Raw genomic sequence first — 21,904 nt, 5'->3', positions numbered from 1 at the left:
GTGCCGAAACGTCAGGAAGCGTTGTTGCGGTCCTGCCAGGTGCAGAGGCACACGCGGTTGCCTTCGGGGTCGGCCAGCACCCAGAAGGCCGGCGCCTCGGCGTCGCTGACCAGTGTGCCGCCCGCGGCCACGGCGGCGTCGATGCGCGGCTGCACCTGGGACGGGTCGAGCCAGATGTCGGGGTGCCAGCGCTGACGCGGCTCCTCACGGCCGGACTGCTGGAACCAGAGCGTGGGGTTGAGGCCGGCCGGGTCCAGGAGGTCGTTCTCGCCCTCCTCCATGGCGAGAAGCGCCTTCCAGAACGGCCGTACGCCGTGGAAGTCGGGACTGTCGAGCGCCCACTCGAACCGGGACACCTCGGCCACCGACAGTCGCCGGGACAGGGCCGACGCCACCGAGGAGATCGCCCGGGCCAGGCGCACGTCGCGTGCCGTCACGCCACCGAGGTCATGGCTGGTCAGGCGGATGTCGACCGCCGGATAGCGCAGCGTGAGGTCGGGGTGGTGGTCCATCTGCGCGGCCACCTCAGCGATGGCGTTGACCAGCGCCAGGCCCGTGGCGAAGTCTCCGGTCTCGATCCTGGTGTACAGGGCGCCGGGCAGATAGACCCAGCCGTCCAGCTTCTCCGCCGCGACCTGCTTGCCGTAGAGCTTCGTCATGAGCCCATCCTGACCCGGTTGTTGCGGATGTGCTCGTAGACGATCGACGTGCGCACATCGGCCACCTCGGGCCGCTGGGTGAGCCGGTCGATGACGAACTCGTAGAGGCTGTCGTTGTCGGGAACGGCCACGTGCACGATGAAGTCGTCGGTGCCGGTCGTCACGTAGAGCCCCAGAGTGTCGGGCAGGGTGGACACCCATTCGCGGAACGCTTCGATGTTCCGGCGTGACGGCGGCCGGATCCGGATGGCGATGAGCGCCTGCACGGGCCGCCCCACGGCCTTGAGATCGACGTCGAGGATCGCCCCGCGGATCACGCCGCGCCGGCGCAGCGCCCGGGTGCGGTCGAGCGCCGTGGTGGGCGAGACGCCGACGGCCGCCGCCACCTCACGGTTGGTCTTCCGTGCATCCAACTGGAGTTCCCGCAGGATCGCCGTATCTAGTTCGTCCAGGTCCACCGATTCGGCCCTCATTCCGATACAAGTACGGATTTGTTGCCGTCGAACCTAACAGCTGCCTAGCATTCCGGTCGCAAGCTGCACAGACGTACGGAGGCCAACATGATCGGATTCGAGCCGGCGGAGATCGACCCGAGCGCGCCCACCCGCGCCGCCCGGCTGAAGTGGGTCGTCGTAGTCGACGGCGACCTGCCCGCCGGACGCGCGGCCAACGCTGCCATCTGCACCGCCGCGGCCACCTCGCAGGCGGTCGCCGGGCTGCTGGGCGACGACGCGGTGGACGCCGACGGCAACGCGCATCCGGGCCTGCCGTGGGCGGGGTGCACGGTGCTGTCAGCCGACCCCGCCACCCTGCGCACGATCCGCGCCAAGGCCGCCGCCCGGGCCGACTTCTTCGTGGCCGACATGCCGGCAGCCGCGCAGCACACCCGCGTCTACACCGAATACCTGTCGTCCGTGGCCGGCACCGCCGCCGACGGCCTCGACTACTACGCGGTCAGCATCGTGGGCCCGCGCAACCCGGTCGACAAGCTGGTCGGCAAGCTCCCACTCCTCGCCTAGGGTCTGTTTCGCAGCGGGGGTGGGAGCGAGGCGCGGTCCAGATTTCGTCTGGTGGTGGCCCACGGAAGTCCGGCTCCCGGTGTTGGAACCGGGCTTTCGCGGGACGCCGCCAGGCGGGATCTGGGCCTCGCCGCAGCCCCGCCCCTGGTGCGAAACAGACCCTAGGCGTCAGCCCAGCCAGGAGACGGCCGCCAGGGCCTTGTTGATGTTCAGCTCGGCGAGGTCGCGCATCCACTGCCCGCGGGGGAAGTCGGTGTCGGCGATCCGCAGCGGGCCCTCGATCAGGCTGATCACCTGCGCGAACCGGTAGAGCTCGAGCCTCGCCGGGTCAAGATCCACAGGTGCCAGCTCCGCGTACGCCGCCTGAAAACGCAACTGCAGGAAGGCGTGCTCCCACTCGGCGTCGAAGTAGGTCACGCCCTCGATGTCGATCATCACCGGCTCGCCCGCGGCCGACATGAACACGTGGTCGGGCCCCAACTCGCCGTGGATCAGCACGTAATTGCGCCGCTGCTCCACCCGTTCGCGCAGCCCGCGCAGATGGTCGTCGATCCGGCTGCGGGCGGCCGCAACCCGCTCGTCCCGGCGCACCACCGCCGCGAGGTGGGCCAGCGCACGGTCCAGGACCATCTCTTCGGGCGGCCTGTTCTGCGACCTCAGCGCGGCGGGCCGCCCCCACTCGGGCCCGGTGGTGGTGTGCATGCGGCGCAGCGACCGCCCCAGCTCAGCCAGTGGCCCGCGGTCATAGCCCATCCGCGCCTCGAGCGTCTCGGCACCGACGTCCTCGACGAGCGCCCGGTCGCCGCCGGCGAAATACAGCTCGGGCACCCGCACACCGGCGCCCGCCAACAGCGCCCGGTTCGTGACGAACAGCTCGGCCCCGGACGCATCGGTGAACGGATCGTCGGGCACGGTCTCGGAAGGCGGCCAGTAGTCCTCGGCCGCCGCCCACACATAGAGGACCACCGAGTGCCCGTCGTCGAGCCGGATCCGGTAGACGCCCTTCTTCGTACCGCCGGTGAGCCGTTCCAGGCCCACCGCCTGCCGGTCGCTGCCCAGTTGTTCCGCCACCAGTTCGGTCACGTCGTCGACCGTCAGAAAGGCACGCATGGCGAGCGATCCTGCCGACGCCGGCTGCCGTCCACAACCGATTAACAGCGCGAAGACACGGCGAAGCCCCGCTCCGGCCTAGCGGAACGGGGCTTCGACCGACTGTCAGGCGGGCGCCACCGCGCGTGTCCGACGCATCGTCAGCACATACTCGACCAGCGAGATGAGGACGTTCTTCGTCGACTCACGGTTGCGCGCGTCGCAGCTCACCACAGGGACGTCACTCGAGATCGCCAGCGCGTCCCGAACGTCCTGGGCGTTGTGATACTGCATACCGTCGAAGCAGTTGATCGCGATCAGGTACGGAAGGCGACGGTGCTCGAAGAAGTCGATCGCGGCGAAGCAGTCGGCGAGACGCCGAGTGTCCACCATCACGACCGCACCGATCGCGCCCCGCACCAGCTCGTCCCACATGAACCAGAAACGCGTCTGGCCCGGTGTTCCGAACAGATAGAGAATCAGGTCGCGGTCGATGCTGATTCGGCCGAAGTCCATGGCGACAGTGGTCGTCATCTTCCCCGGGCCCTGCCGGTTGTCGTCGACACCCACACCCGCCGAGGTCATGATGGCCTCGGTGGTGAGCGGGGTGATCTCCGAGACCGACCCGACCAGCGTCGTCTTACCGACGCCGAACCCGCCGGCGATAACAATCTTCGCCGACGTCACGCGCCCCGCAGAGGGACGGTGCGACATGTCAGAGCCTGCGAAGTCCACTCAGCACCCTTTCCAGCAGTTCCGTGCCTACCGCGTCGGTCTCGTCGTCCAGCGAGGTGGGCTCGTACACCGCGACAAGGCCATCGGTGGCCATGTCGGCGACGATCACTCGAGCCACACCGAGCGGCAGTTGCATGCGTGCGGCGATTTCCGCCAGCGACTGAACTCGGCCGCCGTCGCACATCTCCGCGATGTACTGATGCTCGCTTCCACCCTGTCCGCCGCGCATCATGCCAGATCGGCCACGAACGGTTGTCTCGACCAGCGCTTCCAGCGCTATCTCAAGCTTTGGTCGGGTCCGACCACGAGTCACGGCGTACGGCCTGACCAGCGCGCCGGTCGGCTCATCGCGTTCGGGCATCGTCACCGCTCACCCCTTCCTCGGACCCTAGAAGTGTCTCTTGTTGTCAACTCTTTGAACAGCGGCCGAAGTAACCGGCAAGCTGCCCGTTCAGCCGAGGACTCACTCAGCCCAGAACCCCGGCCGCGGAACGCGGTGCGGGGGTGAGAGCCTCACCGACGCGGTCGACCAGGAGGGCCATCTCGTAGCCCACCTGCCCGACGTCGCAGCTGCGCGCCGCGAGCACCGCGAAGGACGAGCCGTCCGAGATGGACATCAGGAAGAGGAACCCGTTGTCCATTTCGACCACCGTCTGCAGCACGGCGCCACCCTCGAAGCACCGCGCGGCGCCCTGAGTGAGGCTCACCAGGCCGGAAGCGATGGCTGCCAGCTGATCGGCGCGGTCCCGGGGAAGGTCCCGTGACGCCGCCAGGAGCAGACCGTCAGCGGAGACCGCGATCGCATGTGCGACGCCGGGAACGCGGTCGGCGAAGTTGGCCAGCAGCCAACCGAGATCCTGCGTAGATGTCATGCCTCATGCTCCTTGCCAGCCTGCGAGGACTGCTGCCCTCCCGGAGTCTCCTCCGGGTTGGTCGATTCTTTGGTGCGACCGCGCTGAACACCCCGGTGGTAGGCGGACAGCAGACCGCGGACACCTTCGGGGGTACGGCGCTGAACGGAAGTGTCGTTCCGGTCGACACCACCGGGGACGAGCTGCGCCATCGGAGTTCGCTTGGGCAGACCCGCTGTGGTCGTGGATTCGACCGCCACCTCGGACGCCGCCTGAGCGGCCTGCCAGCCTGTGTCGGCCGCGGTCTGCCACGGGCTCGTGGCGACACTGCCGTTCGGGCTGGAGCCGTTCGCGACGGCGCCGTTGGAGGCGCCGGCACCAACAGTAGCCGGGTCTCGGTCGCGTGACTCGGGTGAGACGGCCTGCTGTGGCACACCGACCGTCCGCGACGGCTCCCCGGTGGGGATTCGCTGCGAGCTGACCGGCTCGTCAAGTCCGTTGGTCGACGGTTTGGTGTCAGCCGGACGGGCAGTCGTGAACCAGGCCGACTCGAGCTCCCGGAAGATCGGGAGTTCCATCGTCTCGTCGGCGAACTGGCCCTGGCCGTTGTCCCGCTGGCGGGCCGCGGCCTGCGCGGCCGCGATCTGGGCGGCGGCCGTGGCCTGCGCCTCGGCAGCCTGCGCGGTCGCGGCCTCGTGCGCCGCCTTGGCCGCCGCGGCCGCCCGCTGCGACTCCGACGGCAGACCCGAGGTGGGTGCCGCGGAGACCGGCGTGGCCGGCGGGGCGGAGGACGGGATCGGCGCCGTCTGCGGGTTGGTCGGGCGCTCCACCTGCGGTCGCTGGTCGCCGCGCTGCTCCGGCCGGTAGCGCGGGAGCTCGGCGGTCATGTCGAGCGCGGCCGCCAGGCTCTCGGGCACGTGCGGAGCCGGGTTCTCGCGCTCGGGAGCGACCGGCGGCCAGACCGGAGGCGCGGCCGCGGTCGGCGGCGCGGAGACCGGGGGTTCCGATCCGGGCGGCGACGACATCGGGCGGCCACCGTACGGCGGGGCCGAGGGAACCGGCGGAGCCGAGACCGGCGGCAGCGGCGGAGCCGAGACCGGCGGGACGAACGGGGTGCGGCCCTGGTGTTCCGGGTTGGCCGGCAGCTGGCGCGGAATCGTCGCGCCGTAACCGGTGGCGTCACCGTCGGGACGGCCGGGCTCACCGTTGCGGCGCTGCGGCAGCCCGTCGGGACCGGCGAAGCCCTGCGGCGACGGCTGGCCACCGGGGCCGGACGGCAGCGGCGGGATGGGCTCGTTGCTGCGCGGGCCGTAGAAGCCGTTGCTGCCGTTGCCGTTCCCGTTGCTGCCGTTGGCGCCGTTGAGCGAGCCGTTGGAACCGAAGCCGTTGCTCGGCGCTCCGGTCAGGTCGGACCACGCCGGCACCGAGTGCCCGTTGGTGCCCAGCATGCCGCCGGTGTTCATCGGCGGATTGGGGTCGAACGGACGACCGGTGGGGTAGCTGCCGCTCGGGTAGCCACCGCGGCCACTTTCGAGCGCGAGCGGCTCGGGCATGCCCGGGCGACCCTGCTCGTCGTAGCCGGCGCCGACCTGGGGGCGGCCGCCGCTCGCGACGGCGTTCTGGTTGTGGCTGCCGGTGAGCACCGAGAGCGGAAGGCCGACCTCGGCCACCGTGCCCCGCTCGGTGTCGGCCGGGCGCAGCTCGACCTTGACGGCGTGCCGGTTGGCCAGCCGGGCGACCACGACCAGGCCCATCATGCGGGAGACGGCCACGTCGACCATCGGCGGGCTGGCGAGCCGCTCGTTCAGCTCGCGCAACTGCTCGCGGCTGATGCCGATGCCGCGGTCTTCCACCGAGAGGAGAGCGCCGTCGCCCAGCCGCCGGGCCTCGACGATGACCGTCGAGTTGGGCGGGGAGAAGGCGGTCGCGTTGTCGAACAGCTCGGCGACCAGGTGGACCATGTCGTTGACGGCGTGCGCCGCCACCTCGATGTCCCGGTCGATCATGCCGAACTCGATGCGCGTGTAATGCTCGACCTCGGACTGCGCGGCGCGGAGCACGTCGATCAGGGCGGCCGGCTCGCGTTGCACACGGGTCGAGTCGGCGCCGGCGAGAACCAGGAGGTTTTCGTCGTTACGGCGCATTCGGGTGGCCAGGTGGTCGAGCTGGAAGAGCTCGGCCAGACGGTCCGGGTCCTCCTCGCCGCGCTCCAGCCGGTCGAGGTGACCGATGAGCCGGTCGACCAGGATCTGGGAACGGCGGGCCAGGTTGACGAACATCGTCGCGACGGAGGCCCGCAGGGCGGCCTGCTCGGCCGCGGTGCGCACCGCCTCGAGGTGAACCGCGTTGAACGCCTCGGTCACCTGACCGAATTCATCGCGGCTGCGTACCGGAAGGGGCTCGGCGATCTGGTCGGCGAGCTGGGCCGGGGTGAGCGATGTGGACAGCTGCGGGTCGCGCAGCCGGCTCACCGCGTGGGGCAGGCCGAACTGGGCGACCGAGAGCGCACCCTGTCGCAGCTCGCGCAGCGAGCGGGCCATGGAGCGGGCGACCAGCCAGGCGAAGAGGATGGCGAGCAGCAGCATGCCGAGCAGGATGCTGGTCTCGAGGAAGACCCGCCGATTCACGTCGTTCCGCAGGTCGGTGGCCTCGGCGACGATGTCGGAGTCCATCTTGACCTCGAGCTTGCGGAACTCCGCGCTGTAGCCCGTCATCGCCTTTTCCCAGTTGGCGGTGTTGAACGGGATGTTGCGGGTATTCGCGCCCTGCAGGGCCAGCAGAGGAACCGTGTAGCCGGTGGCGCCGCGGCCGGGCTCAGACTTCTGGATGGCCGCGAAGGAGGCGATGTCGGCGGCGGATCCGACCGACTGGACCGTGGTGCCGGCGAGCACGAAGCCCCGGTCGGCGAGGAGGAAGTCGCGGCGCAGCGGCTCGGTCAGCTGGCGCGCGCTGATGATCTCGTGACCGATGTCGCGCTGCTGGGCGATGAACTCCTTGGCCTGGGCGACGGCGGCGACCGAGCGCAGGTGGTTGCTCAGCTCGGTGTCGCTGGCCAGCTGGGCGGCGGCGTCACGCACGCCGAGCAGGTCGCGGATGAGCGTGGTGTAGCTCTCCTCGACGTCGGTGCCGGGGCGGTTGTTCGCGATCTGGCTGCGCTGGGCCGGCAGGTCTTCCAGGTTGCGGTCGAGGCGCAGGAGCAGCGTGCTGATGTTCTCGGGGACCTCGTCGAGCGCGGCCTTCTGCTGGGCGTAGGGCACCTTGGCCGCGTCGACCTGGGCGGTCTCGGCGGTGTAGGCCTCTTTCGCCTTGATGAAGTCGGGACTCTTCTTGTCCTGGATCGTCGTGACCATCATGCCGTAGGCACGTTCGTTCTGCAGGTGGTCGACGAGACCGCCGGCCGCCTCCGACAGCACCGAAAGGGTGCGCGCACGCTCCGCGTTGTTGGCTTCCTCGATGTGGTCGACCAGGCCGCTGACGCCGACGATGATCGTCGCCAGGGTAGGCACCAACATGATCAAGCCAAGCTTCGACCAGATCGGCAGGTCTCGCAGCCGATCAGCCGGGCGACGGAGACGCGACATGACGCCGGTCGCCGTCTTGGGGCGCTTGCTCACGTCACCGTCCTCCTGTTTCGGGCCCCGGCACTCGGCTTGCCGGGCGCCGCACACGGCCGACTGCCGCGTCGGGCCCCCGAGATTCCATCACGACGAGTGTCAAAGAGAAAGGGCCGCCGGACACGGACCGGTTGTGTGACGCAATGTTGGTCCGCCGGAGCGGGGACGTCGCCGGTCAATATCACGGGATGTAGGGGAACCTTTTCTCAGCGTTACTCAGACCGATCGATCGGCGTGGGGGTTACACCGAACGAACGGGCCCGATCGTAGAGGATCGCGGCAGGAGAGACGATGGCGCGGTCGCGAACGATCGGCAAGGTGAGATGCCCGATTTTGCAATGTTTGTAGGGACCATTCTGACCGAACGGACGATCAGTGCCGCCGAACCGCCAGTGTCGGTTGCCGCAGGGCGACCTGTAACAGCTTCGTAGCGTCAGCCGAGCAGCTTCGCGTAGCCCGGCTTGATCACGTCATTGATGATCGCCAACCGCTCGTCGTACGGGATGAAGGCCGACTTCATCGCGTTGATGGTCAGCCACTGGAACTCGGGCCACCCCCAGCCGAAGGCCTCGGACAGCAGAGTCATCTCGCGGGACATCGACGTGCCGCTCATCAGGCGGTTGTCCGTATTGACGGTGACCCGGAAGCGCAGATCGCGCAGCAGGCCGATGGGGTGCTCGGCGATCGACGGCGCGGCGCCGGTCTGCACGTTGGACGACGGGCAGAGCTCGAGCGGGATGCGCTTGTCGCGGACGTACGCCGCCAGCCGGCCCAGCACGACGTCGCCGCCGGCCACCGTTCCGGTGATGTCGTCGACCAGTCGCACACCGTGCCCGAGCCGATCGGCGCCGCACCACTGGATGGCCTGCCAGATCGAGGGCAGCCCGAAGGCCTCGCCGGCGTGGATGGTGAAGTGGAAATTCTCACGCTGCAGGTATTCGAAGGCGTCCAGGTGGCGGGTGGGCGGGAAGCCGGCCTCGGCCCCGGCGATGTCGAAGCCGACCACGCCCGCGTCGCGGTAACGCACCGACAGCTCGGCGATCTCCTGCGACCGGGCCGCGTGGCGCATCGCGGTCAGCAGCACGCCGATGCGGATCGGGGTGCCCTGGGCGGCCGCCTCGGCCGCGCCCTCGACGAAGCCGGCGTTGACCGCGTCGACCACCTCGTCGAGCGTCAGGTCGCGTTCGAGGTGCTGCTCGGGGGCGTAGCGGACCTCGGCGTAGACGACGCCGTCGGCGGCCAGGTCGAGCGCGCACTCCTTGGCCACCCGGTGCAGCCCCTCGGCCGTCTGCATGACCGCGACCGTGTGGGCGAACGTCTCCAGGTAGCGTTCGAGCGAGCCGGAGTCGGCCGCCGCGACGAACCACTCGCCCAGCGCGGCCGGGTCGGTCGTGGGCAGCTGGTGACCCACGCGATCGGCCAGCTCCACGATGGTGGCGGGGCGCAGCCCGCCGTCGAGGTGGTCGTGCAGCAGCGCCTTGGGCGCCGGAACGATGTCGGAGAAAGCAATGGCGGCCATCAACCGAGCCTAGAGGCAGGGGACCAATGATCGACGGAGCATTGCCGTACCTGCGATGCCCGGTTTGCCGGCAGCCGCTCGAGCGCGCCGGCCGGACGCTGCGATGCCCGCTGCGCCACAGCTTCGACATGGCGAAACAGGGCTACGCCGATCTGACCGCGGGCCGCATGCCGCACGTCGGCGACACCGCCGCGATGATCGCCGACCGCGACGCCTTCCTGACCGCCGGCCACTACGACTTCATCGCCGACGCGCTGGCCGCCGCGGCCGGGCCGGGCTTTGTCACCGACGCGCCGGCCACGGAGGCCGGGCCGGGCTTTGTCATCGACGCGGGCACCGGAACCGGCCACTACCTGTCCCGGGTGCTCGACGCCTCGCCCGACGCGACCGGCCTCGGCCTGGACGTCTCGAAGCCGGCGCTGCGCCGGGCCGCCCGCGCCCACCCGAAAGCGGCGGCTGTCCTGGCTGATCTGTGGCGCCCGCTACCCATCGCGGACAGCGTGGCCGACGTCGTCCTCAACGTTTTCTCCCCGCGCAACGGTCCCGAGTTCCACCGCGTCCTGCGCCCGGACGGCCTGCTGCTGGTCGTGACCCCGCAGCCGGATCACTTGCGGGAATTGATCGCCGCCCACGAGATGATCCAGGTCGACCCCGACAAGGCCGCCCGAGTCCAGGAGTCCCTGGGTGATCATTTCAAGTCCGGCGAGCCGATCCCCCTGCGCCGCGAGATGACCTTGACCGCCGGCGAGACCCGCACGCTGATCGGCATGACCCCGAGTGCCCACCACGCCTCGGCCATCGAAGCCGCATCGGCCACCGTGACGGCGTCGGTGCTACTGACGGCGTATCGCCCGGTTTGAGCGCAACCGCTCACGCACGTCGCCGTGGCGCGGTGAGCGCTCTGGACGCGCCAGCGGCCAGCTCACCGCGTCGCGGCCCTCGGCGGGAGCAGCGATCCGTACCCACCACCCCGCCACGACATGGATCTTGACCTGAGTTCTTCATACAGAAAGATCCACCTCCTCCCATTCGGCCGGCTTGTCGTGATAGGGCCCATGGAAGATCACTGCCCATTCCAAGGCCCACCGCCGCTGGCCGATGGCGTTGGCGTCGATCTCGCCCGGCAGGGTCAACCCCACCCGCTCCGCCTCCTGGAACGCCCAGTCCAGGCAGTAGTAGAGGTCCAGCAGAACAGCAGCCTCGACGGGATCACGCGGTGACATCAGCGACCGCGACCGCCACTGCCCGAAAGTCTCTCCTGCCGGCAGATCCGGCATCTGCGACATCATCCGCCCCTCGGGCGGCGCCGTCGGGTCGAGATGCCGGCTCAGCCCGAGCACCCAGGCCAGCGCGAACACCGCGTCGTGATGCAGCACGAACGACCGGTGGTCCCCCTTGGCGCCGATCACGAACTGCCATTCCGGCGGGGTGACCAGGTCGACCAGGCGCGATCCGAGCAGCCAGCTCATCGCCGCCTCGGTGGGCATGCCGAAGCAGCGGGCCACCACCACATGCAGCACCGCCGCGCGCGCCTCCAGCTCGGCCGTGGGACGCAGCTCGACCGAGTCGCCCGGCTCCCACACCAGGGGGAAGCCGGGCGGCGGCAGCGGCAGCCCGAGCCGGGCCACCTCGTCGAAGCTGGCCTCCCGGACTGCCCGTGGGTCGGGTACTGCCTTCTGCATGGTGCGTCAGGCTATGCGGTCGAGCACCAGATTGGTAAGAGTCGGCCGTTCCGTACCGATGACGACCGCTTCGGCGGCAGTCGCGCGGGCCACCGGGATGCGGGCCGGATCGTCGGCGCGCAGCTCGAGCAGCACGTCGCCGGCACGCACCGGGTCGCCCGGCTTGACCTTGAGGACCACCCCGGCGCCGAAGCTGACCGGATCCTCCTTGCGGGCCCGTCCGGCGCCGAGCCGCCAGGCAGCCAGGCCTATGCCGTACGCGTCGACGCTGCTGACGACGCCGTCGGCGGTCGCCCGCAGCACCTCGGTCTCGCGCGCGACCGGCAGCGGGGCCTCCGGGTCGCCGCCTTGGGCCCGGATCATCGCGCGCCACGTGTCCATGGCCGCCCCCGACTCGAGCACCTTGGCCGGGTCGGCGTCGATGCCGGCCGCGGTCAGCATCTCGCGGGCCAGGGCCAGGGTCAGCTCGACCACGTCGGCCGGGCCGCCGCCGGCCAGCACCTCGACCGACTCGGCGACCTCGATCGCGTTGCCGACGGTCAGGCCGAGCGGGGTGCTCATGTCGGTCAGCAGCGCGATGGTGGTGACGCCGCTGTCCTGGCCCAGGCGCACCATCGTGCTCGCCAGCTCACGGGCGCTGTCCAGGTCTTTCATGAAGGCGCCGGAGCCGACCTTGACGTCCAGCACCAGCGCGCCGGTGCCCTCGGCGATCTTCTTGCTCATGATCGAGCTGGCGATCAGCGGGATGGCCTCGACCGTGCCCGTGACGTCGCGCAGGGCGTACAGCTTGCGGTCGGCCGGGGCCAGGCCCTCGCCGGCCGCGCAGATGACCGCGCCCACGTCCTCCAGCTGCCGCTTGAAGTCGTCGTTGCTGATCGATGCCCGCCAGCCGGGGATCGACTCGAGCTTGTCCAGCGTGCCGCCGGTGTGGCCGAGCCCGCGGCCGGAGAGCTGAGGCACGGCCGCCCCGCACGCTGCGACCAGCGGGGTCAGCGGCAACGTGATCTTGTCGCCGACGCCGCCGGTGGAATGCTTGTCGGCGGTGGGGCGGGTGATCGCGGAGAGGTCCAACCGCTCCCCGCTGGCGATCATCGCGGCCGTCCAGCGGGCGATCTCGGCCGGCGTCATGCCGCGCAGCAGGATGGCCATGGCCAGGGCCGACATCTGCTCGTCGGCCACCGCCCCGCGGGTGTACGCGTCGACGACCCAGTCGATCTGGGCGTCGCTCAGCGTGTGCCCGTCCCGCTTGGCCCGGATGACATCGACCGCGGCGAACTCACTCATCGCCGTCCTCCTTCCACGAAGCCGGGATGCCCTCGGGAGGCGCCCCGTCGCCGGCCCAGGCGAGCGATCCCTCGGCGTCCACGACCACGATCCGCGGGGTGCGGAGCCGTCCCCAGGCCACCGCCGCGCTCGCGCTCGGGAAGTTCGGCCCCTCCTCGAGCACGCCCTTCTCGGCGTCGCTCTCGGCCGGGCTGCCGGCGGACCGCTCCCAGTAGCCGGTCCAGACAGTCTCGCCGCCGGAGAGGTCGGGATGCACGAAAACGGTGCCCCGGCCGCGCCATTTGGCGAGCTCGGCCGGCACCTCGGGGGTCTTGGAGGCGCCGTTGACGCGTTCCAGGTCTTCGAAGCCGAACGCATGCGGCAGCAGTTCGGCCAGCCGCAGCGGCCCGGTGTGCCACTCGACCAGCATCTCGGGGCCGCCGTTCTCCCACAGCAGCTGGCGGCAGCGGCCGCACGGCATCAGCGGGTTGCCGGTGGCGTCGACGCACGAGAACGCCACCAGCCGTCCGCCGCCGGTCATGTGCAGCTGGCTGACCAGTCCGCACTCCGCGCACAGCCCCACGCCGTAGGACGCGTTCTCCACGTTGCACCCGACGACCACCCGGCCGTCGTCCACCACCGCCGCCGCTCCGACCGGAAAGTCGGAGTACGGGGCGTACGCGTGCCGCATCGCTTCGATGGCGGCCGCGCGCAACCCAGCCCAGTCGATCTGCATGGTGCAGATTGTGCCTGACGTGCCCGACGTCAGCTCTTGACGTAGGGCACACCGTCAGCCGCGGGCGCCCGCACCCGTCCCACCAGACCGGCCACCGCGATGATGGTCGCCAGGTAGGGCAGCATGTTGAGGAACTGGTTGGGCACCGGGCTGCCGACCGCGCTCAGGTAGTTGGCCAGCTTCTGGGCGAAGCCGAAGAACAGGGCCGCGCCCAGCGCCCCGAACGGGGTCCACCGTCCGAAGATCAGGGCCGCCAGCGCGATGAAGCCGGCGCCGGCCGTCATGTTCTTGTTGAAGGCCCCGGTCGAGACCAGCGTGAAGTACGCGCCACCGGCGCCCGCCACGACGCCGCCGAGCAGCACGTTCATGTAGCGCAGGCCGCGCACCCGGATGCCGACCGTGTCGGCCGCCGTGGGGTGCTCGCCGACCGCGCGGGTGCGCAGGCCCCAGCGGGTGCGGGTGAGGGCGAGGTGGATGACCACGACCAGCGCCAGCGCCAGCCAGACCAGCAGGTTGGTCTCGAACAGCACGGGGCCGACGACCGGGATGTCGGCCAGGCCCGGGATGCGCCACTCGGGCAGCCGCGGCGGCGAGTTGTACTTCATCGCGTCGGGCTGCATGAGCCGCTCGTACAGGAAGCCGGTGACGCCCAGCGCGAGCAGGTTGAGCACGATGCCGACGACCACCTGGTCGACCAGGAAGCGGATGGCCAGCACGGCCAGCAGCGAGGCGATGATGACACCGCCCACGACCGCGCTGATCAGACCGGCCCAGACGCTGGTGGCCAGCGTGCCGACCAGGGCGGCGCCGAACGCGCCCATCAGGAACTGGCCCTCGATGGCCACGTTGACCACGCCCGAGCGCTCGCACAGCACGCCGGCCAGGGCGCCCAGGATCAGCGGCAGCGCGAGTTCCAGCGAGCCGCTGGCCGTGTCGACCAGCGGAAGGAACTTGCCGGCCACCTGCCAGCACAGGAACGAGAAGACGAAGGTCACGATGCCCAGGGTGAGCAGCGTGGTCTGCCAGCGCTTGGCCACGCCGGCCAGGAGGGCGGCGCCGGCGGCGATCGTGACGATGCCGAACAGGATGGCGCCGAACTGGCCGTTGATCGAGAGCGCGGCGCCCTCGGCGTCCTCGCTGAGGGTGAAGCGGGCGGTCGCCGAGTCGGCCACCGATCCGAAGATCACGGCCGCGATCAGGCCGATGACGACCAGGCCGGCGCCGAGCCGGCGCTGCCGGTTCCAGAACCTCTTGGGGGCGGTGGCTTCGGTCAGGTCTTCCACCGTTGCGGTCGACACGCCGCTCACCAACCCTTCGCCATGGACGTGCCGAGCCGCGCGGTGCGCGCATCGCGGAGCTGGAAGATGGACTTCACCAGGGCGGGGGCCGCGATGAAGATCACGATGAGGGCCTGCAGCACGGTGACCAGCTCGAGCGAGACACCCACGTCGACCTGCATCAGGTTGCCGCCCGCGCGCAGCCCGCCGTAGAGGATCGCGGCGAACAGCGTGCCCCACGGCTTGTTCCGGCCGAGCAGGGCCACCAGCAGGCCGTCGAAGCCGATGTTGCCGGCCACCTGGCCGGTCAGCCGGTCGGCCGTGCCGAGCACCTGCACCGCGCCGCCCAGGCCGGCCAGGCCACCGGCAACGACCATGAGCATGATGTAAGTGCGGGCCACGCTCATGCCGGCGGTGCGGGCGGCCGGCGGGTTGACGCCCACGGCGCGTAGCTCGAAGCCGAACGACGAGCGGTTGATCAACCAGGCGACCCCGGCCGTGGCCAGCACCGCGAGCACGATGCCCAGGTGCACGCGCAGCGGCGCGGGCAGGCCGGGCAGCGCGGCGGTCGACTCGATCGTCTTGCTGACCGCGTCGGTGCGGTCCGGGTCCTGCACGCCGTTCTGCAGGATCAGCCAGCCGAGGAAGAGCGTCGCCGTGTAGTTGAGCATGATCGTGGTGATCACCTCGTGGGCGCCGGTGCGGGCCTTGAGCAGGCCGGGCACGAAGCCCCAGAGCGCGCCACCGATCAACCCGGCGGCCAGCGCGACGATCAGGTGCAGGCCGGCCGGCAGTCCGATGGCGAAGCCGGCCACCCCGGCGGTGACGCAGCCGATGACCGCCTGGCCCTGGGCGCCGATGTTGAACAGGCCGCCACGGAACGCGAGCGCCACCGACAGGCCGGTGAAGACCAGCGGGGCGGCGTAGGTGAGCGTCTCGGAGAGCGGGTTGAGCGCCGTCTTCCAGTCGCCGGTGCCGCTGAACCACGCCTGCACGGCAGCCGGGTCGAAGATCGCGCCCTTGAACAGGTCGGCGTACGCCCGGCTGATCAGATCCCAGCTGGCGTTGAGTGCGTCGCTCGGCCGGGCCGTGAAGTACGAGAACGTCGAGAGCACCGCGGAGTCGGACACGACGATCAGCACCGCGCCGATGACCAGCGCCAGGAAGATCGACAGAATCGTCACCGTGACGGTGTTGGCCGACCAGAGGTTGTGCAGGAAGAGGCCGAAGAACGACTCCTCCTTCTCCTCCTTCTTCGCCGGAGCCTTGGGCGCCTCGGGGGCTTCGGTGGTCACTCCGTGTCCTCTGCTTCTCGCGTCACGACGCCGGCCATGAGCAGGCCGATCTCCTCACGCGGCGTGTCCGGGGAGACGATGGCCAGGATCCGCCCGCGGTACATCACCGCGATGCGGTCGGCCAGGCCGAGCACCTCGTCCAGCTCGCTCGAGACGACCAGCACGGCGGTGCCGACGTCCCGCTCGTGGATGATCTGGTTGTGGATGAACTCGATCGAGCCGACGTCCACACCGCGGGTCGGCTGCGCGGCGATCAGCAGCTTGAGCGGGCGGGACATCTCGCGGGCGACCACGACCTTCTGCTGGTTGCCGCCGGAGAGCGTGCCGACCGTCGACTGAGGTGACGAGGTGCGGATGTCGAACTGGCTCACCCGCTCCCGGGCCGAATCGGCGATCGGCCCGGGATTGAGCTTGAACCCGTTGCCGAACGGCGCCTGGTCGTAGATGTCGAGCACGAGGTTCTCGGCGACGGTGAAGTCCTTGACCACGCCGTCGAGGCTGCGGTCCTCGGGGACGTAGCCGACGCCCGCCCGCAGCACCTGCTTGGTGGTGCGGCCGGCGAGGTTCTTGTCCTCGAGCTCGATCAGGCCCGCGCGGGACTCCCGCAGGCCCATGATCGCCTCGACCAGCTCGGTCTGGCCGTTGCCCTGCACGCCCGCGATGCCCAGCACCTCGCCGGAGCGGACGACCAGGTCGACACGGTCGACGGCCCGCGTCCCGCGGTCGTCGTCGACGATCAGGCCGGAGACCTTGAGCACCTCGCGGCCGGGGTCGGACGGGGTCTTGGTGACCTCGAGGCTGACGTCGCGGCCGACCATCAACGCGGCCAGCTCGTCGGTCGAGGTGTCGGGACTGGCCGTGGCTACTGTGCGCCCGCGGCGGATCACCGTGATCCGGTCGGCGATGGCCTTGACCTCACGCAGCTTGTGCGTGATGAAGACGATCGACTTTCCGGTCTCGGCCAGCGACCGCATGACCGCGAGCAGCTCGTCGGTCTCCTGCGGGGTGAGCACGGCCGTCGGCTCGTCGAGGATGAGCAGGTCGACGTCGCGGGTCAGGGCCTTGACGATCTCGACCCGCTGCTGCGAGCCGACCGGCAGGTTCTCGACCAGGGCGTCAGGGTCAACCGGCAGGCCGTAGCGCTTGGACGTCTCGAGCACGTCACGCCGGCTGCGGCGGCGGTCGAGCCAGCCGAGCGGGCCGCCGCGCACCTCCTCGGCCCCGAGTGCGATGTTCTCGGCCACGGTGAAGACGGGGACCAGCATGAAGTGCTGGTGGACCATGCCGATGCCGGCCGCGATGGCGTCGCGGGGACTGCGGAAGACCTTGGGCTCCCCGTCCACCAGGATCTCGCCCTCGTCCGGCTGGAGCAGACCGTAGAGCTGGTTCATCAGCGTCGACTTGCCGGCGCCGTTCTCGCCCAGCAGGGCGTGCACCTCACCGGGCTCGACCGTGATGTCGATGTGGTCGTTGGCCACCAGGTCGCCGAAGCGCTTGGTGATGCCGCGCAGTTCGAGTCTCAGCGGAATCTCCCGACTTCGGCTTCTTTGTGAGTTTTACCCGAGAACTGGAACCGCCGCTCGACCACGAGAAATTCTCGCGGTCGGGCGGCGGCCGGAATGTTACCCAGTGAATCGTCAGGCCGGAGCGCTGGGCGATTCAACCTTGATCGTGCCGGCGATGATGTCGGTCTTCAGCTTCTCGACCTCGTCCTTGAGACCCTGGTCGATCTTGCTGTCGAACTGGTTGTACGGCGCCAGCGAGACACCGTTGTTCTTGAGCGTGCCCAGGTAGCCCGGGGTGGCGGTCAGCGGCTGACCGGTGGCGCCGGCGACGACCGCCGTCTCGACCGCGTCGGTGATGTTCTTGACCACGGTGGTCAGGAAGACGTCACAGTCCTGAGCCGCGCTCTTGCAACCGTCCTGGTCGACCCAGACGATCGAGACCTTGCCGCTGGAGCTCTTGGCGACCTCGGCCGCACCGAGGCCGGTGCCACCGGCGACCGGCATGATCACGTCGGCCCCCTGAGCGACGAACGTGCTGGCCAGCGCCTTGCCCTTGGCCGGGCTGGCGAAGTCCTCGGCGAAGCTGCCGTTCTGCTTGGCCTTGTCCCAGCCGAGCACCTGGACGTTCTTGCCCTTGGCCTTGTTGTACTGCGCGACGCCGTCGGCGAAACCGTCCATGAAGATGGTCACCGGCGGGATCTTGAGGCCGCCGAACGTGGCCACCTTGCCGCTCTTCGAGTAGCCCGCGGACAGGTAGCCGGCCAGGAAGGCCGCCTCCTGGGTGGCGAACTGCATCGGGTAGACGTTCGCGGCGCCCTGGATCGCGCTGTCGACGATGCCGAACTGCTGGCTCGTGTTCTGCGCCGCGACGGCCTTGGTGGCGTCACCCATGAGGCCACCGACCGACAGGATGAAGCTGCACTTCTGGGTCACGAAGCCGCGCAGGTTGGGCTCGTAGTCGGCCTCGGCGGTCGACGCGACGTACTTCGGGTCGACACCGGGCGCCTGAGCCTTGGCGGCCTGGAGTCCGGCCCACGCAGATGCGTTGAAGGACTTGTCGTCGATGCCCCCGGTGTCAGTAACCATGCAGGCCTTGTAGGCCGCGGCGGCGGCGCTCGAGCTGCCGCCGGCGGGGGTCTCGTCAGGCGCGTCGCTGCAGGCCGCGGCGGCGAGCGTCAGCCCACCTGCCGCGAGCAGCGCAACGAGCCGGTTCCCACGTACTGGGCGCAAGACGCCCTCCTTCCAACGCGCACCGACACTTGTCGGTGAGTCTTCACCGCGGGAGCGTAGCCGCAGGCCAGAGCGCGGGCGGCACTTTGGACCGGACTGTTGGCGCACCGTTATCTGCCCGCAACCGGGGAACACTCGCGGCGTCGCTTCTATCCGTTAGTGCGGCAAATCATCGGCCTGCGTGGTAATCAGCCAGAAACCTTGCGGCCGGGTCAGGACTTTCGCCAGGCTTTTACGCCGAGGACGCCCACGGTCGTGCCGATGACCAGCGAGGCGCCGATCAGCACGGCGTGGATCAGCAGGAACGACGTGGGCCGCCCGTCAGCGAAAGAGCGGCCGTCCTGCCAGATGGCCAGGCCGAACCGGGGCCAGATGACCCAGGTCCAGACCCCGACCGCCGTCAGGAAGACCGCCCACCGCTTAGTGATGACCATTTCGCCATGGTCGCAGCGATTGCTCAGGCCGCCGGAACCAGGTCGGGCCGGGCCGAGCCGGGCTGCGAGGCCGGCGCCTTCTCCGACGCGAGCCCGCGGCGTCCGATCAGGGTCAGAAGCAGACCCCCGGCCGCGTACGCCGAGAGCAGGGCCACCGCGAAACCGGCTCCCCCACCGTCGAAGTAGGCGACCGACCGCAGCAGCGACGCGCCCGCACCGATCGGCAGCCACTGACCGATCTCGCCCCACGGCTGCGGCAGCAGTTCGGGTGCGGCCGAGATGCCGGCCAGCGCGTTGCCGACCAGGAACATGACGAGCGCGCCGAGAGCGAGGCCGCCCCGGTCGAGCACGGCCGCGAGCCCGGTCATCGCCGCCGCCACGGCCAGCGCGAACAGACCCAGCGCAGCCGCCACGGCGAGGTAACCGCCCGGGAGGATGCCCAGCCATTCCTGCTGCACCGCGGCGACCGAGAACCCGGCCAGAACGCCGTAGCTGAGCAGGGCGAGCAACCGGGCGGCGCGCTGCCGCACGAGCAGGAACACCAGGACGCCGGCGAGCAGGCTGGTGATGGCCAGCGGCAGGAAACCGCCCGCGAACCCGGCGCCGCGTGCGTCGTCAGGGTCGAGCGGCACGACGTCACGCACCGGCACCTGCGGGCCGAGCTCGGCCGCGGCCTGGGTGAGCAGCGCAGCCACGGTGGGCGAGGCAGCCGAGGCAATGTGCACCTCGGGGCCGGTCGGCGAGACGAGGATCGCCCCGTACACCTCGCGGTCCTTTATGGCGGCGTCGGCGGCGGCCGCGTCGGCCACCGGGTGCACCTCGAAGGCGCCCGGGCGTTCGGCCTCGAGCTGAGCGGCCAGCGCGGGTGGTCCGGCGACCGCGATGGGCAGGTCGCGCGGCGCGATATTGGCCGCCGGGGCGGCAAAGAGCGGGACGAGGAGCGCCTGGACGGCCACCACGATCACCGCGATGAGCACGCCGAGGGCGAGAGCCTTGCGCTGCATGTTTCCTCCTAAAAACGAATGCTCGTTCTTTTATGTTCACAGCGTGCTCCGCGCCACGCGGCCGTGTCAAGAACGAGCGTTCGTTTATGATGTGGGGCGTGCCACGTGTATCCGAAGACCACCTGACCGCCCGCCGAGAGCAGATCCTCGCCGCGGCCCGTACCTGTTTCCTGCGCAAGGGGCTGCACAACACGTCGATGCAGGACCTCATCAAGGAGGCCGGGCTGTCGGTCGGCGCCGTCTACCGGTACTTCAAATCCAAGGACGAGATCATCGCCGCCATCGCCGGCGGGGTGGTGGGCGGCATCAGCCGGCGGATCGACGAGATCGCGACCCAGCAGTTGCCGCTGTTGGAATCGCTGTCGGAGCTCCTCGACGTGATCGACGAGCAGACCGGAGCCGACGGTGCATTCCCGATCGCGCTGCAGGTGTGGGCCGAGTCGACAGTCGACCCGGCCATCCAGACGATCGTGTACGAGCGCTACACGGGGCTGCGGGCCAGTGTCCGGGTGCTCGTCGCACAGGCGGCCGAGCGGGGCGAGCTGCCGCCCGGCGCCGACCTCGACGATGTCACCAGCGCCTTCTACGCGCTGATCCCGGGTTACGGCCTGCAACGGATGCTCATCGGCACTCCGGACCGCGACGGCTTCCTGCGGGGCGTGCGGGCGCTCTACAACCGCTAGACGGCGGTGAGGCGGGCGGCTATCCGCGACCAGCCCTCGCGCACCTCGGCCTCGGTCGGCGGGCGGCCCGGGCGTACGCGGCGGGTCTCGTACTCGTCGTCGGTCTCGACGTCGCCGGTGGGTTCTTCCAGGGCGGCGCGGGCCAGGTCGATCTCGTCGCGGATGGATTCCGCGTCGGGGCGGGGCAGCAACGGCTCGACGACGGCCATCAACTGCTCGTCGGCGACCACGGCCTGAGCCAGGGCCAGGGCATGGGCGCGCTCGTAGGGGCCGCAGACCACCGGCTCCCAGTCCTCCTCGTCGCCGATCGATCCGATCGTGATGACCCAGGGGAGGTCGGCCACCGGCGAGCCGGTCGGCAGATCCAACGTCACGAGTGTGCCCACGGGCTCATCATTCCGGGCTGGTGTGCCGAATCCAGGTATTTTGCCCCACGGGGGCAGTTTTATCGTCGGCTGAGAGGTCGATGACGCGCCCGTGCGGGCTGGTGGCCGCCCAGGCCGCTCCGAACAGCAGCAACTGGTTGAAGACGTACAGGTAGACCAGCACGCCGACGGCCGAACCGACCAGGCCGTAGGCGGGATTGCGTGTCACCAGGCCCACGAAGGACTTGCCCACCGTGTTCAGCAACGTGATGCCGATGCCGACCTGAAGCACCGGCGGGGCCATCCGCCGGACGGTCATGCGCAGCCGAGGCACCGCGGCCAGTAGCGCCGCCGCCAGAAGCATGTTGACCGCCACGGTGAGCAGCAGGCCGGCCGTCGAGCGGACGATGCCGTGGGCGATCCAGTCCAGCAACAGGTTCAGGCCGTACACGGCAAGCTGGGACATCGCCAGCAGCACCAGGATGCCGAGCAGCACGAGCAGGTCGAGTGCCTGCCGGACGCCGATGTAGCCGGGCTGCTCGTTGAGCCGCCAGATCAGTCGCTGCGACGAGCGGATGGCCTCGACCCAGGCGATGCCGGTGAAGGTCAGGCCCAGGATGCCGACGATGCCGACCGTCCGGCCGCTGGCGAGGATCGCCCCGATGTCGAGGAAGGGCAGGTTGACCCGCAGGAAGTCGCGGACGATGTCGAACAGGTCCTGATTGTTGGTGAGCAGGATGCCGAAGATCGAGTAGCCGATGAGCAGCAGCGCGAACACGGCGAAGAAGCCGTAGTAGGCGATCGCGGCGGCCAGGCGCCCGCCCTGCACGTCGATGTAGCGCACGACGGCCCGGCTCAGATGATCGAAGTACCGGGACCTGTGGCGCAGCCACATGACACGGGCCTCGGCCGCGTCGTAGGCCCGATCGATCGGATTCACGCGC

General features: G+C 70.0%; 22 protein-coding genes. 3 read left to right on the top strand and 19 right to left on the bottom strand.

The window, feature by feature from the left end:
• Nucleotides 1–11 precede the first annotated feature (11 nt).
• Nucleotides 12–659, bottom strand: coding sequence for a 4a-hydroxytetrahydrobiopterin dehydratase (locus tag KXC43_RS09140; protein ID WP_221375544.1), 648 nt, complete (start codon nt 657–659; stop codon nt 12–14).
• Entirely contained in the window at nt 656–1,117 is a 462-nt protein-coding gene (locus tag KXC43_RS09135; RefSeq protein ID WP_308129018.1) for an Lrp/AsnC family transcriptional regulator, read from the bottom strand. The genes KXC43_RS09140 and KXC43_RS09135 overlap by 4 nt, the downstream gene beginning before the upstream one ends.
• 102 nt (nt 1,118–1,219) lie before the next feature.
• Between KXC43_RS09135 and KXC43_RS09130 the strand changes: the two genes are divergently transcribed.
• A complete protein-coding gene (locus KXC43_RS09130) occupies nt 1,220–1,678 on the top strand; it encodes a DUF2000 domain-containing protein (RefSeq protein WP_221375543.1) in 459 nt (152 codons plus the stop codon).
• 168 nt (nt 1,679–1,846) lie between these two features.
• Here KXC43_RS09130 and KXC43_RS09125 read toward each other — a convergent pair whose 3' ends face one another.
• The 6 genes from KXC43_RS09125 to KXC43_RS09100 form a co-directional block, all read right to left on the bottom strand.
• Nucleotides 1,847–2,788, bottom strand: a complete 942-nt coding sequence (locus tag KXC43_RS09125) for an aminoglycoside phosphotransferase (RefSeq protein ID WP_221375542.1) — start codon at nt 2,786–2,788, stop codon at nt 1,847–1,849.
• Nucleotides 2,789–2,893: 105 nt separating this feature from the next.
• Nucleotides 2,894–3,481 (bottom strand): GTP-binding protein, encoded by a 588-nt coding sequence (locus tag KXC43_RS09120; protein ID WP_221375541.1) that lies wholly within the window; start codon nt 3,479–3,481, stop codon nt 2,894–2,896.
• Nucleotide 3,482: 1 nt separating this feature from the next.
• On the bottom strand, nt 3,483–3,863 hold the full coding sequence (locus tag KXC43_RS09115) for a DUF742 domain-containing protein (protein WP_221375580.1): 381 nt from the start codon (nt 3,861–3,863) through the stop codon (nt 3,483–3,485).
• 106 nt (nt 3,864–3,969) lie between these two features.
• Entirely contained in the window at nt 3,970–4,374 is a 405-nt protein-coding gene (locus tag KXC43_RS09110; RefSeq protein WP_014447580.1) for a roadblock/LC7 domain-containing protein, read from the bottom strand.
• Nucleotides 4,371–7,967, bottom strand: a complete 3,597-nt coding sequence (locus KXC43_RS09105) for a sensor histidine kinase (protein ID WP_221375540.1) — start codon at nt 7,965–7,967, stop codon at nt 4,371–4,373. Before KXC43_RS09105 ends, KXC43_RS09110 begins: the two co-directional genes overlap by 4 nt.
• A gap of 433 nt (nt 7,968–8,400) precedes the next feature.
• A complete protein-coding gene (locus KXC43_RS09100) occupies nt 8,401–9,486 on the bottom strand; it encodes an adenosine deaminase (RefSeq protein ID WP_221375539.1) in 1,086 nt (361 codons plus the stop codon).
• 26 nt (nt 9,487–9,512) lie between these two features.
• On the opposite strand from KXC43_RS09100, the gene KXC43_RS09095 reads away from it, so the two are divergent.
• Complete coding sequence (locus tag KXC43_RS09095) at nt 9,513–10,346, top strand: putative RNA methyltransferase (RefSeq protein ID WP_221375538.1); 834 nt, start codon at nt 9,513–9,515, stop codon at nt 10,344–10,346.
• A 141-nt stretch (nt 10,347–10,487) separates the two neighbouring features.
• Here the strand turns inward: KXC43_RS09095 and KXC43_RS09090 are convergent, their stop codons facing one another.
• From KXC43_RS09090 to KXC43_RS09050, 9 genes are all read right to left on the bottom strand, one after another.
• The gene (locus tag KXC43_RS09090) at nt 10,488–11,168 is read right to left on the bottom strand and encodes a DUF4272 domain-containing protein (RefSeq protein WP_221375537.1); all 681 of its coding nucleotides are present in this window, start codon (nt 11,166–11,168) and stop codon (nt 10,488–10,490) included.
• 6 nt (nt 11,169–11,174) lie between these two features.
• A complete protein-coding gene (locus KXC43_RS09085) occupies nt 11,175–12,452 on the bottom strand; it encodes a thymidine phosphorylase (RefSeq protein WP_221375536.1) in 1,278 nt (425 codons plus the stop codon).
• A complete protein-coding gene (locus KXC43_RS09080) occupies nt 12,445–13,167 on the bottom strand; it encodes a cytidine deaminase (protein WP_221375535.1) in 723 nt (240 codons plus the stop codon). The genes KXC43_RS09085 and KXC43_RS09080 overlap by 8 nt, the downstream gene beginning before the upstream one ends.
• A 29-nt stretch (nt 13,168–13,196) precedes the next feature.
• On the bottom strand, nt 13,197–14,465 hold the full coding sequence (locus KXC43_RS09075; protein ID WP_221375534.1) for an ABC transporter permease: 1,269 nt from the start codon (nt 14,463–14,465) through the stop codon (nt 13,197–13,199).
• Between the two features lie 5 nt (nt 14,466–14,470).
• Entirely contained in the window at nt 14,471–15,739 is a 1,269-nt protein-coding gene (locus KXC43_RS09070; protein ID WP_221375533.1) for an ABC transporter permease, read from the bottom strand.
• Complete coding sequence (locus tag KXC43_RS09065; RefSeq protein WP_308129017.1) at nt 15,736–17,217, bottom strand: ABC transporter ATP-binding protein; 1,482 nt, start codon at nt 17,215–17,217, stop codon at nt 15,736–15,738. Before KXC43_RS09065 ends, KXC43_RS09070 begins: the two co-directional genes overlap by 4 nt.
• A gap of 159 nt (nt 17,218–17,376) precedes the next feature.
• A complete protein-coding gene (locus KXC43_RS09060) occupies nt 17,377–18,474 on the bottom strand; it encodes a BMP family lipoprotein (protein WP_221375532.1) in 1,098 nt (365 codons plus the stop codon).
• Nucleotides 18,475–18,686: 212 nt separating this feature from the next.
• Nucleotides 18,687–18,908 carry an SCO4848 family membrane protein gene (locus KXC43_RS09055; RefSeq protein WP_221375531.1) on the bottom strand — a complete coding sequence of 74 codons (222 nt, stop codon included), beginning with the start codon at nt 18,906–18,908 and terminating at the stop codon, nt 18,687–18,689.
• A 23-nt stretch (nt 18,909–18,931) separates the two neighbouring features.
• A complete protein-coding gene (locus KXC43_RS09050; RefSeq protein WP_221375530.1) occupies nt 18,932–19,912 on the bottom strand; it encodes a hypothetical protein in 981 nt (326 codons plus the stop codon).
• A 98-nt stretch (nt 19,913–20,010) separates the two neighbouring features.
• Between KXC43_RS09050 and KXC43_RS09045 the strand changes: the two genes are divergently transcribed.
• Nucleotides 20,011–20,595 carry a TetR/AcrR family transcriptional regulator gene (locus tag KXC43_RS09045; RefSeq protein ID WP_221375529.1) on the top strand — a complete coding sequence of 195 codons (585 nt, stop codon included), beginning with the start codon at nt 20,011–20,013 and terminating at the stop codon, nt 20,593–20,595.
• Here KXC43_RS09045 and KXC43_RS09040 read toward each other — a convergent pair.
• A complete protein-coding gene (locus KXC43_RS09040) occupies nt 20,592–20,981 on the bottom strand; it encodes a hypothetical protein (RefSeq protein WP_221375528.1) in 390 nt (129 codons plus the stop codon). The genes KXC43_RS09045 and KXC43_RS09040 overlap by 4 nt on opposite strands.
• 7 nt (nt 20,982–20,988) lie before the next feature.
• Entirely contained in the window at nt 20,989–21,900 is a 912-nt protein-coding gene (locus KXC43_RS09035; RefSeq protein ID WP_221375527.1) for a YihY/virulence factor BrkB family protein, read from the bottom strand.
• Nucleotides 21,901–21,904: the final 4 nt, after the last annotated feature.

It is taken from the genome of Paractinoplanes polyasparticus (genome assembly GCF_019710575.1).
GTDB classification, from domain to species: domain Bacteria; phylum Actinomycetota; class Actinomycetes; order Mycobacteriales; family Micromonosporaceae; genus Actinoplanes; species Actinoplanes polyasparticus.
This window is presented reverse-complemented; position numbering and strand designations above follow the sequence as displayed.